Here is a 15,001-nt window from a genome sequence, read left to right as displayed (position 1 = left end):
TTTTAGTGGTATTGTGGGTAATATTTTTTCGAAAACTCTTCGGATATAAGTTCGTTTTGAATATCGTCATGAATTAATTGGATAGTCCTGTGTTCAGAGTGTCCATAGCCACCACCACCTCCAGTTTTTAGCTTAAGATTTGTACCTTTAGGTAAGAAAAGACGTGTAACTTTTCCTATTGTATTTTCACTTCCATTTGGGAATACAGCAAAACACTTATTGGCAGCACCTTCTTTTCCATCGAGAAGCCCCTGTGGATTTGTTTTCGTTTTTTCTAAAGTGGCAGTTAAGTAAGTATCATCTAAAAACTCAAAGTAAAAATCAATACCCATACCTCCTCTATGTTTACCGGCTCCGCAAGAATCTTGAGCAAATTCGACCTTATTTAAAATATATGGATACATTGTTTCTCTGACTTCAGTAGAAGAAAATCGGGTTGCTGACTCAGCAATATGTAATACTGTTGAGCCATCTCCAATATCTGACCCCCCTTGACCAGAAGGATAAGGTGATCCATCTGCCCATGGCTCATTAGTTTTACTGTTTTCTCCCCAAAAAACCATAGAACAAATGTCTCCTGAAGAGTCTGCTGGAACTAATTTTGGAAATACTTTTCCTATGGCTTTGTAAATAACTTCTATTGATTGCATTGCTGGCCAGCCATATAAAAAGCATGGAGCAGGAGGAGATGGGTTAAATATGGTGTTTTTTTTCGTGATTACTTTAATAGGTCTAAAATGACCTTCGGTTGGAGACTCGCCTCCACCGGCTAACATGCTAATGGCTATTCGGGCCGCAGAAACTGTAGAAGGTAAAGGACAATTTACAGGACCTTGCTGCTGATTTGCTACATCGGAATAATCAATAATGATTTCATCATTTTTAACTTCAATAGAGATATTGAATGGAATACTGTCATTGGTAATTCCATCGTTATCCATCATACCTTGAGCAGTATATTTACCATTTGGAATATTCTTAAAATAGTTTTTTACAACAGATTCTCCATGATTGAATATGATTTCTACACAGTCGAAAAAGTCTTTAATACCATATTTATCTACGATGGCTTTAAATGCTTTGGCTCCAGAATTTAACCCGACACATTGTGCGCGCATATCACCACTAACAGATTCTGGTAATCTAGAATTTGCTGCGATTATTCTATGGATACTATCAACAGGTTTTCCTTTTTCGAATAATTTTACCCCAGGAAATATTAGACCTTCTTGAAAATAGTCTACTGTGTCAGAACAATAAGGATCTTTTGCACCTATATCCAGCCAATGCGCTTTTATTGCTGTATACCCTATGAGTTGATCATTACAAAACACAGGCATTACCAAGGCTACATCTGGTTGATGGGCTCCAGTACCATAAGGATTGTTATAAATAATAATATCTCCCTCGAATAAATTATCTACACCTCCAATTCCTTTTACAGCTTCTTCCACGCAGAAATTTAAGGTTCCCATAAATAAAGGTAAACTTGGAGCCTGAGATAAAAGGCGAATATCTTTGTCATATATTGCTGAAGCAAAATCTAGTACTTCGTAAATAATTGGAGAAAACGCCGTTCTACATAAGGCTTGCTTCATTTGATTCGCTGCAGAGTTCAATGCATTTCGTATAATTTCGGTTTTTATAGGGTCAATATTATCTAACTTTATATTAGTTTTTTTTGCAACGGCAGTATAAGTATGGATTTCTTGTTTCATTTTACTTATAGTTTTTAGCGATGAAAACACATCCAGATTCGTTTAAAACAAATGAAGTGTTTGCGTCTATGTATGTGGTAGTGGTTGCTTCTGTTAGTATAACAGGACCTTTTACCTTTTTTCCAATTTCTAGCTCACTTCTTTTTAAAATGCTAAATGCCATGAATTTGTTTTTGTTAAATGAATAGGCTTCGATAGTCTCTTTTTTTTGTAGAGATTTAATAGTACGACTAGATTTTAAGAGTCTTTTAGATAATGATTTTCTCAACGCAACTCGAATAGAAACAATTTCTAATGGATTGCTTAAATTGGTACTATAAATTTTACGGTATTCTTTTTCGAATTTGGTTCTTATTTCTTTTGGTGATAAACCAATCTTACCTCTATCATTCTCTATTTTTAAAGTAAGTGCATGTTCTTGCCCTTTGTATCTAATATCTAAAGAGGTTTCGTATTGAATTGAAGTTTCTTCTTCTAACCTAGATTTTAAATCACTAAACATTGTGTTTAAAACAGTATTAAGGATATTCGAATAATCATCTGATAATAGAATTTTTTTAGTCAATGATTTTGCATACAAAATATCCGTTCCTAATAAACCCCATGCAGAAAAATTACCTGCAAATGGAGGTAAAACAGTATCAGTCATTTGAAGTTCTTCAAGCAAAGAATCTGTAAAGAGAGACCCCGCTCCTCCGTAGGCTATTAGCTTCATTTCTCTTGGGTCTATTCCATTTTCTATGGTAATTTCACGAATGGTATTAGCCATACTTGAAACCGCTATCCTTATAATTCCTTGTGCCACTTCAGGAACAGAAAGAGTTAATTGGTCAGCTAATGGTTGAATTGAACTAATCGACTTTTTTTTATCTAAATGTAAACCAGATGCTAATTCCCCCTTACCTAGCATTCCTAAAATACAAGCGGCATCAGTAATAGTAGGTAATGTGCCTCCCTTACCATAACAAGCAGGACCTGGCATGGCCCCAGCACTATGAGGACCAACTTTTAAAAGCCCCCCTTCATCAACATAGGCAATAGACCCACCACCAGCACCAATAGATCGTACATCTACCCAAGGCATTTGTACTGGCATTCCTATAATTTCTCCTTGATGCATTAGCTTAGGTTGACCATTTAAAATGAGGCAAGTGTCGAAACTGGTACCTCCCACATCTACTGTTATTAAGTCTCCTAAGTTTAATGTTCTACTTAACTCAGCTGCTCCTTCTGCTCCAGCTACTGGCCCCGACATAATGGTTTGCACCAAGGTTCCATTAGCATCTTTAAAGGTCATAGAACCACCCCCTGATTTCGTAATTAATGAAGTTCCTTTAAATCCAATTTGATGTAGTTTGTTTTTTATTCGATCTAAGTAATCTCCCATTCGACCACTTACAAAAGCATCGATTACAGTGGTTGTTGTTCGTTCATATTCTCTATATTCTCCAGTGACTTGATGCGATAAGGATACTTTTCCAGTAAAACCTTCTTCTCTAAGGATTCTTAAAGTCTCTATCTCGTGAACAGGGTTAGTATAAGAATGTAGATAAATAACCGCTATGGCATTCACCTTATTTTTTTTAAATACCTTTAGTGCTTCTGTTATATACTTTCGTTCTAAAGGGGTTTTTACAGTACCATCATGAAGTATACGTTCTTTTATTCCCTGTCTTAATTTTCTTGGAACCAGAGGTTTTGGTGGAACCCACTTTAAATTATACATCTCCATGCGATCTCCTCTTCCGATTTCGAGAGTATCTCTAAACCCCATTGTAGTTAAGACTCCAACGACTGCTCCCTTTCTTTCTAATAAAGCATTTAAACCAACAGTGGTAGCATGAAGAAAGTAAGAAACCTTTCCAATGTCATCTATTTTTGCTTGCTTAACAGCATTGATACATCCTTGATCTGGGTTTAACGGAGTCGTCGGAACTTTTACCGCTTTGGTATTACCAAACTCATCCTGATATATCAAATCAGTGAAGGTACCTCCAATATCTATCCCTATTCTACTTTCTTGTTTGTTCATGTTTTTTAAATATTAATTGGGCGATAACTAAATCTTGGAATGCCATTCCCGTACTTTTAAATAACGTATTCTCTAAATCATTTTTCCTTTTGGAGTGATCAGTTTTGCACAATGAAACTAGATCTCCTTGTATTGTTTTTAGAGATAGAACATTTTCTGAGATAGCCTTAACAAGTTCACCAGCATGAAGTGGGGTTGTGTTTAAATTATCAGAATATACACTAGAGTTTTTTATTACTTCTGTAGTTACTTCATGCATTTCAGGGGAGAAAGACCCTACTAAGTCTATATGTTGACCTCTTCCTAAATAAGCTTGTGTCAATATTGGAGCCTTCGCGGATGTTAAGCAAGAAATGACATCTACAATTGGACTCACTTCCTTAAAATCATCTACGATAGCAACTTCTATAGACTCCTTCGCCAGTTGTTTTTTTATTATTTCAGATGATGCTTTGTTTCTTCCCCAGAGGTAATTCTTTTTATATCGTCTAACTGAGTTGTGAGCTTTGATAAAATATGGGGATAAATTTCCATTTCCTATTATCAATAATGAGCTTGCTTTTTCTGTAATTAAAAAAGAAGCAGCTAATGCAGAAGTAGCTGCGGTACGAATATTGGTCATGACTTTAGCATCCATTCCAATTAAAGGACTCCCGTTTTTCGCGTCAAATAGCACATATATTCCTTGAATATAGGGAAGTTGCTTTTTCTTATTACTTGAAGTAATTGTAACTAATTTTGTTCCAAAAAAAGTTTTATTATCCCAAGAAGGCATGAAAAGAAAGGTGTTTTTTTCAGCATTTTTGGAGCCGCTATAGTTGTATACTTGTTTCGATGGACTTTGTATTTTGTTTTCTCGAAAAGCAAGTTTTAACTCTTGAATCAATTCATTAAAAGAAACATGCTCAGTAATAAAATTTTCATCTATCCAAATCATTGTTATTCTATTTTTACTACTATTTTTCCTTTTTGTTTTGCGCTTTGCATATATCGATATGCGTCAACAGTTTGCTCGAAGGAAAATACCTTATCTACTATAGGTCGTAGTTTACCATTTTTTATTCTTTCTAAAATATACTTCTGCCCTTTCTCTAATTTTACTGGGTCGTTGGCATAATTTATAAGTGAATAGCAAAGCATTTGACTATTTTTTCTTAATAAACGTAGTATGTCTAATTCGGTAGTAGAGCCATCTAATAAACCATATATAACAATAGTAGCTCCCCATCCTAAAGCATCTAAATAAGAAGCTGTAAATTCTCCTCCTATTGGATCGTAAGAAAAATTTATTCCTTTATCATTGGTGTATTCTAGAATTTTTCGGACAATATCTTCTGTTTTTGTATTAATAACAAAGTCGACTCCAATGTCTAATAAAAATTGTCTTTTATCTTCGGATGTAGTTGTCCCAATCACAATGGCTCCAATGTCTTTAGCAAGCTTTACTCCTCCTTGACCTGCTGAACTTGATGCTGCTGGTATAAGTATGTAATCTCCTTTTTTAACATTTCCCATATCAAACAAGGCAAAATAGGCTGTAAGGAATTGCATCCAAAAAGAAGTAGCTTCCTCGTTTGTAAACTCATCAGGGGTATGGGTTAGATATTGCTCTAGCATGAGACAGTGATCTCCTTGGACAGGGTAGAACTTTTCATTATAATGGGGTACACAAGTAACTCGATCCCCAATTTTAAATTTAGTAACACCAGGCCCAATACCCACAACTGTACCTGAAGCTTCTGAACCCAAACTCGATGGGAGTGATGGCTGAATATAATGGTACCCTAAAGTAGTTAAAATATCCGCCTGATTTAAAGCAAAGGCATCTACCTTCATTAATATTTCTGTATGTTCTGGAATAGGTTTTTTTACTTCATCTATTTGTAAAGCTTCAATTCCTGATAACTCGTGAAATCTTATAATTTTAATACTATCATTCATAATATTTAAACAAAATTTTAATGTTCTTTATTTCTTTTACAGGAGGGGTTTAATTGATATGAGTATGCAAAATTTTTGCAATTCCAAGCTAAACACTTATATATTCACCGTTGTCTATTAAATTCTTAATAACATCTTTGGTTAGTAGTTTTACAGTATATAGATTTCCGTTAACATCCTTATCCAATACTTTATATACTAAATGAATCGTAACTATATAAATTTCATTTGTATCATAAATTTTTTAGATTAAATGGTTACTACTATTTTCCCTTTTTGCTTATTTGATAACATATATTTATAAGCCCCAATCGTATCCTTAAAATCAAATACTTTATCAACTCTTGGTTTTATTCCTTTTCTTTCAATTAAATTGAGAACATATTTTTTCCCTTCTTCTAATAATTCATTATTACAAACAAAATTGAACATTGAATATGCATGCAAAGTGGTGTTCTTTCGGACTAAATCAAGAATTGGAAACTCTGGAAAAGTCCCTCCCAATAAACCATAGATTGCAGCGGATCCTCCATAAGAAAGAGCATTCATATATTGTTGATTGAAAGATGTATTTCCAACAGGATCAAAAACAAATTTTATTCCCTTACTACCTGAAATTTTGGTGAGTTGATCGAGAGTGTTTTCCTCATTAGTAACAATTACATAATCAGCACCTAGTTCTTTTATGAATTCTTTTTTATCAGATGTTCTTGTAGATCCAATAACAACAGCACCAATTTCTTTTGCCAATTTTAATGCTCCTTGACCTGCTGTCCCAGATGTGGCGGGAATAAATACATAATCTCCTTGTTTTACTTTTCCTAGATGAAACAGAGCGTAATAGGCGGTTAAATATTGCATCCAAAAGGAGGTGGCTTCTTCAAAGCTATATCCTTTAGGAACTTTGGTTACATATTGTTCTGGAACGGTGGCATATTCTCCTTGAACTCCATACGTGTTTGTAAAAAAAGGAATCGTAGTTATGATATCCCCTTTTTTAAATTTTGTAACTTTCTCACCAACACTTATCACCTCTCCAGTTGCTTCAGAACCAATTCTTGAAGGAAATTTAGGTTGGGTATAATGCATACCGTTTATAAACAATATATCTGCTTGATTTAGGGCGAATGCCTTTACTTTAAAAAGTACTTCAGTATCCTTAGGCATAGTTATGTCTACTCGATCAAACTGTAACACTTCCGGCCCTCCTATTTTATGAAATCGTATAATTTTCATAAGTTAATTTGCTTTTTCATTTAATACATAAATTAAAGTAGTATCCTCTAATACATTCCCTGCTTGTGCTTCAAGTGCATTGATATATACGGCATTTCCAGATTTCAAATATCCTTTTATACTTTCATCCTCATTTAGCATTTCAATACAACCTTTCGTAATAATCGAAATTTCATTGAAAGGATGCTTAGAAAAACCTTCAGAAGGAATTCGTGTTCCTTTTCTTAGAAACACAGTCCCTAATGTTGTTTTTATACCTTCATTCACTTCGGACAGTAGTTCCTTACTATAATGTTCTTTAGAGGTTGGGTATGTAATTTTCTTAATTTCCATTAGCTCACTATAATTCTGTTACCAAATTCATATTCATGATTAAATAAACCGAACTGAAGTATATCATCTTTTGGAGGAGCTTGAGAACTCCACTTTCTTGATGGTTTCCAGTTATAGGTGTTTTTTAAATAAGCCATTTGCTCAGCTTGTTTTAAGGCAGCAATGGATGGATCAATCACAGGAACATTTAGTTTTGATTGTATTTCTTTATAGAAACCAAACTCTAAGGTACATCCAAGTATTATGGACTCGGCAAAATCTTCAAAGATTGCTTTTTCTGAGGCTTCCATTAATTTAGAACCCGTAATGTTATGATCTTGTTGAAATTCTCGAACATTCATATTAACATCCCTAAACGAGGCCAATTGATGCTCATAACCATATGACCGAATAGTATGGTGCATTTCATGCTCCCATTTTTTTTGTCCAATAATTACGGAGAATTTATTAGAAACTTTTAGGGCTATTTCTATAGAAGAATGACAAGGAGCAACAACGACCATATCACCAGAAATTTCTCTGGCGTCAAGTAGAAACGGATCATAAAAGCACCCGATAATTAAAGCGTCAAACCCTTCTTGTGATGCTTTTTGCGTTGCACGAATTACATCGGGTGCTATAAGCGCATTATACGTTCGATACTCAAGGTTATCCATTTTTCCCACATGAGATGGAAGGGAAGTTATATGCACCTCAGTGTTTTCATTTTTATTTTCCTTTACCATGCTGGCGAAAAAAGAGTCATAGGCATCAAACCCAACAGGGTTTAAATACATTATTTTTTGAGTTGTTTTGTTCATGGTTTACTTTTTAAATTCCTTTAATCCATCCACCATCTACAGGAAGTGATATTCCTGTGATGTAACTGGCATTCATGCTTGCTAAAAATGTTACTGCGTGTGCAAATTCCTCTGGAGAGGCAAAGCGTTTCATTGGAATTGAATCTTTGGAGTTTTTTAGATTTGGACTTTGTTTCATTAAAAAATCCAAGCGTTCAGTAAGTGTAAATCCTGGCATTACATTATTTACTGTTATTCCGTAAGGAGCATATTCATTGGATAAGCTTTTCATAAAACCCACCAAACCTGATCGCATTGAATTTGAAGAAATCAAGTTATCAACGGGCTGTTTTGAAGCAATGGATGTGATGAGGATGATTCTACCAAAATTTTGCGCTTTCATTTTGGGAATAACTTGTCTGATAACATCAACAGTACTGAGAAAAATAAAATTGAAAAGGTTTTTCCAACCGTCTAAATCATAGGACTCAAAAGAACCTGGTGGAGGTCCTCCAATATTCGTAATTAAAATATCAATGGTTCCAAGTTTTTGATTGACTGTTTTGATGAGGTTTTTACGTTGCAACTCATTTGTTAAATCACACTGTAACGAAATAACTTTTTTACTTGATTCTTGTTTAATTTCTTGTTCCGCGTTTTTTAAAGCTTCTTTATCTGTGCCACAAATGGCAACATGAGCCCCCTCTTTTGCCAATTCAAGAGCCACGCTTTTCCCCAATCCTTTTGACGATGCCAAAACGAGCGCTACTTTATTTGTTAGTCCTAAATCCATGTTATTTTTTTAAATAATCATCTGTACCATCCAACCAATCTTTCCTTGGAGGAGCCCAAGTATCTGTTTCTTCAACATTACCAATCATAAGGGCTTCGTGAGGAAGATTTCCCGGAATAACAACCGTTTCTCCTTCATGGATATCAAGTTGTTGTTCTTTATTCTTACCAAACCAGAAACGGATGGTTCCTTTTTGAACCTCTGTTACTTGTTCATTTTCATGACTGTGTAGTGGAACTCTAAAGCCATTTTTAAACTTCATTTTAGCAATCATAACCTTTTCTCCATGAACAATTTGTCTTTGCATCATTGGGGTTACCTGTTCAACAGGTACATTTTCCCATTTAATTTTAGTGATCATATTTTTTTTCATTTTTATTACTAACCAAATAACAGCCTATAACTACTAAGAACATCCCCATGATTTGAATAAGGGTAATTGTATCATTTCCGATGAGAGCTACGATACTTATTGTAAATACGGGTTGTAAATACATAAAAGAACTAAAGGTGCTGGCTTTTAAGTGCTTTAGAGCATACAGGGTGAATAAAACCACTAAAAAAGAAGTTCCTATAATTATGAATAACACCGAAGTTATTTGTGAAATAGAAAAGAGATTAAACTGAACTTGGTTTAACTCAGAATACCCGAAAGGAAGTACAACAATTAATCCAAATAATAGCGACCATTTAGTAATAGTAAATACATGATATTTACGTACTAAGTTTTTCATGATAATTAAGTAGAAAGAATAGAAAAAAGGACTACCAAGAATCAATAAATTTCCTACGAAAGAGGCGTCGATTGCTTCGAAAGAAAATCCTTTTAAAATAATTATGACAGCACCAAGTAATCCAACGATTATCCCAATAATTTTTTGTATTCCTATAACCTCTTTTAAAAGAAAATGGGAATTCAATACTACAAATAATGGAGCCAGTAAAACAATTATTGCGGCATTAATGGCGCTGGTATAAGTAAGTCCTTTAAACAGAAAAATCATATTTAAGGAAGCACCGAATAATCCAGTTAGGAATAACAATACAAAATCTTTTCTCTGTATTTGTTCATTTTTTATTGTTAGTCCTGCAAGCCAGAACAATATTGTTGCTCCTATTACTCGAAGTAATGTAAGCCCTAAAGGTTTAATATACTCTGGCATTATTAATTTGGCAATTGGGTATGTAGCACCATAGGTTAAAGCGGTTAACCCAGAAACAAAAAAAGCCTTATGTATATTACTACTAAACATTTATGTTTATTCGTGGTCATTTACAGTTACAGGAACCATCCAATTTCGAGTATCTTCAATTTCACCAGAACGAAGCCCTTCTATTTCTTGATATAAGAGCTTGCTTATTTTTCGATCTTCAATTTTCGGAAGAGTAATGTTAATTACACCGTGATTTATTTCTATTATTTCAGACACTACAGCTGCGGTTCCCACACCAAAGGCTTCCTGAAGAGAATTGTTTTTATGAGCTTCAATAACTTCTTCAATGAAAATATCTCTAACTTCAATAGGAATACCTTTTTCATTAAGTATTTCAATACAGCTTTGTCTGGTAGTTCCTCGTAAAATAGCTCCTGATAGTGAGGGGGTGATAACTTTGTTGTTAATGACAAAAAACAAATTCATAGCACCTACCTCTTGGATTTTTTGAAAACGAGGAGCTTCGAGCCAAATAATTTGATCGTATCCTTTTTTATTTGCTAGTTGAGCTGGATAAAGGGACGCTGCATAATTTCCCCCTGTTTTTGCTTCACCAATGCCACCAGGAAATGCTCTCACATATTTTTTCTCTGTAGTTAATTTTACTGGTTTTGTGAAATAAAGATCAGAAGGCATTGTAAAAATGACGAATCGATAGGTATCTGAAGGTTTAACTCCTAGATAGTTTCCTGTTGCATATAGGGTAGGTCTTATGTATAACGATTTCCCTTTACCTTTTGGTATCCATTTTTTTTCGCAATCAACAATTGCTTTTAAAGCTTGTAAGAACAACTTTTGAGGTATGGTAGGCATGCACATTCGTTCAGCCGATTTATTAAATCTGGTGATGTTCAAATCAGGTCGCATGAGAACAGGTGTTCCATCTGTTAGTATTGTCGCTTTCATTCCTTCAAAAATGCTTTGAGAATACTGGATAGTGTTGCATAATGGATCCATATTGAACCCTTGGTAAGGAATAATTTTCCAATCATGCCAAACTCCGTTTTCGTATTCGGCAACCAACATATGATCAGTAACATAGGTGCCAAAAGGGATGTTGTTAAAATCAAAATCGGCAAGCTTAGATCGTTGTGTCTTTTGAATATGTATTTGCATAATTTTCTCTTTTATACGATACCAATGTTGTAATGTTCATTAGCCTGTTCTTCTGTGATATACCCATTTTTAATATCTAATAAAACTTGGTCAACTGATCGCTTTTTAGGATCTCCATAGCCTCCACCAGTAGCCGTGGTGCATCTAACAATATCTCCTTTTTCTAATTTGATGTTTGTACCAAGGCTATAGCGTTCTTGAGTACCATCTTTGCGTATAATCATAAAGTAATTGTAAGAACCGTCTTCACCAGAATTCATTCCCCATGTTTTGGTTTTTTCTCCATGGAATGCTCCAGTGACATGAGCTTCATCAGCTGTGATTTTATAATCTATATACTGACCATTACCACCTTGAAACTCACCATAACCACCACCTTCATTATGGAAGGCATATTGTTCAACTTGAATTCCATAGCGCATTTCCCTGATTTCAATAGGAATGTTGTACGATTCACCACTTCCACAAGACAATTGACCACGATTACCATCATGTGTAGCAGAGGCTCCCCATCCGCCAGCCAAAGGCTCGGCTTGAATAAAAAAGTCTTTGGTGTCTGGGTGAATTCCTGAAATAAATGTGGCACATACTGATCGTAAATGACCTGCAGGAAGTTTATTAGGAATCAAAGGTGCTAGTATTTTCCAGACTAAATCTATGGCAGTTATTAAAACTTCATAGTATACCGAAACTGCGGAAGGAGCTTCGGCACTTACAATAGTACCAGGTTCGCAAAGAACTTTCATTGGACGAAAAGCACCGCCATTCGCATCCATTCTTGGAGTGGTAATTGCTTTAAATAAACTTCTACATCCAGTGACTAAACCGCTATAAGCTAAATTTGTAGCTCCTTTTACCTGAGGATGTGAACCATTGAAGTCAGCTATAAATTCAGTGTCGGTAACGGTAATTTTTGCTCTTATTGGAAAAGGACCTTCACCAAAACCATTATCTTCAATATCAGCAGTCCCTTCATAAACTCCATTCGGAATTTCTTTCAAAGCTTCGATACACATACGTTCCCCATAGTCTAAAAAGTCCTCTTTTGCTTTTAAGAAGGTTTCAAAACCATATTTTTCAATGATTGAAAGTACTCTTTTAGCCCCAACTTCTGCAGCTGCAATACCAGCAAACAAATCTCCTAAAGTACTGTCTGGAAGTCGAACATTGGCTTTGATTAAATCGATAATTGCTTCGTTAAGTATTCCTTTCGATTTTATTTTTATAAAAGGAAAATGCAATCCTTCTTGATAAATTTCTGTAGCTACAGTTGATACAGAACCTGGAAAAGTTCCTCCAAGCTCCGTCCAGTGCGCTTTATTTACAGTGAATGCCACGAGTTCGCTATTGTAAAAAACAGGATACACTACCGATACATCAGATAAATGTGTACCTCCACCAGCATAAGGAGTGTTAGCAATAATGACATCTCCTTCTTCTAAACTATTATCTCCTTTAAATTTTTCTAAAGTGGCCTTTACTACCGAATCAAGGGCAGCTAAAAAAGCAGTAACACCATTTCCTTGAGCTAACAATTCGCCTTTGGCATCAGTAATTCCCACTGCATAATCTAAAGATTCGTAAATAATGGGGCTCATACTAGTTCGTTCTAATGTTTTAAACATTTCATCACCAGCAGCAACGAGCGTATCTTGAATAATTTCTAAGGTAAATTTTTCCATTAGGCTTTGTTTTTTAGCGTTAACATTAGGTTTCCATAAATGTCTATTGAAACATCATATAAAGGTGACACTACTGTCGTAGTTGCTTTTTCAGCAATGATGGCGGGGCCTATGATGGTCATTTCAGGTTCTAGTAAGTCTCTGTGATAAAAAGGTGTTTGATGCTTGCCCAGATCATCGAAATCTACCTCGCGTGTATCAAAAACGGCATTTTCAAGTTTCTTATTTGTAATCTGTTTCTTTGGAAAATCTGGTTTTTCAACTTCAACTTCAGCTACCAAATGAAAGTTTACCAATTCTACTGTTGTATCTAATTCAAACGAGTAATGTTTTTTATGTTCTTTGTGAAAGTTCTCTATAATAACTTTTAAAGGAGTTTCAGTATTGAAGTTGTTTAAGAGCACTTTTACGTAGTGTTCCTGACCCGCATATCTTAAATCTACATAGTGCGTAAACTTTACTTCCTCAGCTTTATAGTTATCATTTTTAAAGTTTTCAATTGCTTCATTTTTCATTTCTGAAAACACACTCATAATAAGAGGTTTTTGCATTTCAGATACGGTCAAAACATTCGTTCGGATATAATCTCTTCTGATATCAGACATAAGCATTCCAAAGGCTGAGAAAACTCCGGCATTATTTGGAACTATAACTTCTGAAATTTGAAGTTCCCTTGCTAGATCAGCGCCATGCATAGCACCACCACCACCGATAACCATTAAAGAAAAATCTCTTGGATCGTAACCTTTATTAACGGAAATAAGCTTTAGTGCATTTACCATGTTTGCGTTTGCAACTCGAATAATTCCCTTCGCTATATCAGAAGCCGTTCCGTTCAATGATTCCGATAATTCGTTAGCAGCTTTCTCAATACTTCCATAATCTGGTTTCATTTCTCCTCCTAGGAAATAGTCTGGATGAATTCTTCCTGTGATAATATTGGCATCCGTAGTTGTCAATTGCGTTCCACCTCTTCCATAGGCGGCAGGTCCAGGCATTGCTCCAGCACTTTTTGGACCTACATGCATTTTACCTCCTTTATCAACCCAAGCAATACTTCCACCTCCATTTCCAATTTCTACAATATCAATAACAGGAGTTTGAATAGGGTATCCCGCTTCCGTGCGAGAATGTTCTATTTTATAGTTGGTGGTTATTTTTACTTGCCCATTTTCTACCAAGGCACATTTAGCTGTTGTTCCACCGATATCTAAAACGATGAGGTCTTTTTTATTAATTACTTTTCCTAAGGCAATGGCACCGAAAATTCCGCTTGCAGGACCAGATTCTACCATGGTAATTGGGTTTGACTTTACATCATTAATGGTGGTAATTCCTCCATTTGATTGCATGATGTATGGAGCATCTTTTAAACCTTGAGTTTTGAGTTTGTCTTCAAGGTTATTTAAGTAGGTTTTTGCAATCGGTAATACGTATCCTGATAATACTGTAGAGCTCGTTCGTTCATATTCTCTCCATTCTCTGGTTACTTCATGAGAAGCGATAATTTCAATTGAAGAATCTAAGGCTTCAAGTTCTTTTAATAGCTGTATTTCATGCGCCGGATTTTTATAAGCATGAAGTAAGCATATTGCAATAGCTTTTACGTTTTCTTTCTGACAAAAGCGAACTATGTCTTGAAGGTTTTGAGTGTTTAATTTAGTATCGACTTCCCCTTTATAATTCATTCTTTCTTCCACTTCAAATCGCAAATATCTTGGAACGAAAGGAGGTTGTTTAACAAAGTTAAAATTGAATAAATCTGGGCGATTACATCTTGCTATTTCCAATACATCTCTGAAACCTTTCGTTGTAATTAATGCAGTTTTTACACCTTTTTTTTCGGTAAGTGCGTTAATAACTACGGTGGTTCCATGAGCAAAGAAATTTACTGCTGTTAAATCAATATTTCCTTTACGTATAGTATCGAGAATTCCTTGTTCAAAATTCGATGGAGTAGTATCTGATTTTGCAACTTTTACGCCCTTTGGCTTCCCTGTATTTTCGTCAAATTCAAGACATACAAGGTCTGTAAAAGTCCCTCCAATATCTGTTGCGACTCTCATGATGTTATATTTTATGTGATTGATAAAAAAGCCACTAAAGAATGTTTAGTGGCTTGGCCTTCTGACTAAACTTATGGTTTAATTCAAATGA

At 35.0% G+C, this 15,001-nt stretch carries 13 protein-coding genes; all 13 read right to left on the bottom strand.

Annotation, left to right across the window (positions count from 1 at the left end):
* Positions 1–2: 2 nt before the first annotated feature.
* Complete coding sequence (locus ACKTTV_RS11070; protein WP_408030896.1) at positions 3–1,718, bottom strand: hydantoinase B/oxoprolinase family protein; 1,716 nt, start codon at positions 1,716–1,718, stop codon at positions 3–5.
* A gap of 1 nt (position 1,719) precedes the next feature.
* Positions 1,720–3,750, bottom strand: coding sequence for a hydantoinase/oxoprolinase family protein (locus tag ACKTTV_RS11065; protein ID WP_408030895.1), 2,031 nt, complete (start codon positions 3,748–3,750; stop codon positions 1,720–1,722).
* Positions 3,731–4,687 (bottom strand): hypothetical protein, encoded by a 957-nt coding sequence (locus ACKTTV_RS11060; protein ID WP_408030894.1) that lies wholly within the window; start codon positions 4,685–4,687, stop codon positions 3,731–3,733. Before ACKTTV_RS11060 ends, ACKTTV_RS11065 begins: the two co-directional genes overlap by 20 nt.
* Positions 4,688–4,689: 2 nt before the next feature.
* Positions 4,690–5,691 carry a zinc-dependent alcohol dehydrogenase family protein gene (locus ACKTTV_RS11055; RefSeq protein ID WP_408030893.1) on the bottom strand — a complete coding sequence of 334 codons (1,002 nt, stop codon included), beginning with the start codon at positions 5,689–5,691 and terminating at the stop codon, positions 4,690–4,692.
* A gap of 249 nt (positions 5,692–5,940) precedes the next feature.
* Positions 5,941–6,927, bottom strand: a complete 987-nt coding sequence (locus ACKTTV_RS11050) for a zinc-dependent alcohol dehydrogenase family protein (protein ID WP_408030892.1) — start codon at positions 6,925–6,927, stop codon at positions 5,941–5,943.
* Positions 6,928–6,930: 3 nt separating this feature from the next.
* Positions 6,931–7,260, bottom strand: coding sequence for a hypothetical protein (locus ACKTTV_RS11045; protein ID WP_408030891.1), 330 nt, complete (start codon positions 7,258–7,260; stop codon positions 6,931–6,933).
* Positions 7,260–8,060: an aspartate/glutamate racemase family protein gene (locus tag ACKTTV_RS11040; RefSeq protein WP_408030890.1), complete on the bottom strand. Its 801-nt coding sequence runs from the start codon at positions 8,058–8,060 to the stop codon at positions 7,260–7,262. Before ACKTTV_RS11040 ends, ACKTTV_RS11045 begins: the two co-directional genes overlap by 1 nt.
* Before the next feature lie 10 nt (positions 8,061–8,070).
* On the bottom strand, positions 8,071–8,832 hold the full coding sequence (locus ACKTTV_RS11035; protein ID WP_408030889.1) for an SDR family oxidoreductase: 762 nt from the start codon (positions 8,830–8,832) through the stop codon (positions 8,071–8,073).
* A 1-nt stretch (position 8,833) separates the two neighbouring features.
* Positions 8,834–9,193 carry a cupin domain-containing protein gene (locus ACKTTV_RS11030; protein ID WP_408030888.1) on the bottom strand — a complete coding sequence of 120 codons (360 nt, stop codon included), beginning with the start codon at positions 9,191–9,193 and terminating at the stop codon, positions 8,834–8,836.
* Positions 9,183–10,085: a DMT family transporter gene (locus ACKTTV_RS11025; RefSeq protein ID WP_408030887.1), complete on the bottom strand. Its 903-nt coding sequence runs from the start codon at positions 10,083–10,085 to the stop codon at positions 9,183–9,185. The genes ACKTTV_RS11030 and ACKTTV_RS11025 overlap by 11 nt, the downstream gene beginning before the upstream one ends.
* Before the next feature lie 6 nt (positions 10,086–10,091).
* Positions 10,092–11,162: a branched-chain amino acid aminotransferase gene (locus tag ACKTTV_RS11020; RefSeq protein ID WP_408030886.1), complete on the bottom strand. Its 1,071-nt coding sequence runs from the start codon at positions 11,160–11,162 to the stop codon at positions 10,092–10,094.
* Positions 11,163–11,173: 11 nt separating this feature from the next.
* The gene (locus ACKTTV_RS11015) at positions 11,174–12,844 is read right to left on the bottom strand and encodes a hydantoinase B/oxoprolinase family protein (RefSeq protein ID WP_408030885.1); all 1,671 of its coding nucleotides are present in this window, start codon (positions 12,842–12,844) and stop codon (positions 11,174–11,176) included.
* Positions 12,844–14,910, bottom strand: coding sequence for a hydantoinase/oxoprolinase family protein (locus ACKTTV_RS11010; protein ID WP_408030884.1), 2,067 nt, complete (start codon positions 14,908–14,910; stop codon positions 12,844–12,846). The genes ACKTTV_RS11015 and ACKTTV_RS11010 overlap by 1 nt, the downstream gene beginning before the upstream one ends.
* Positions 14,911–15,001: the final 91 nt, after the last annotated feature.

It is taken from the genome of Tenacibaculum xiamenense (assembly GCF_964513065.1).
In the GTDB taxonomy this organism is placed as follows: domain Bacteria; phylum Bacteroidota; class Bacteroidia; order Flavobacteriales; family Flavobacteriaceae; genus Polaribacter; species Polaribacter xiamenense.
Note: the sequence above shows the minus strand (reverse complement) of the source record. Positions and strands in the feature narration are given on the sequence as shown.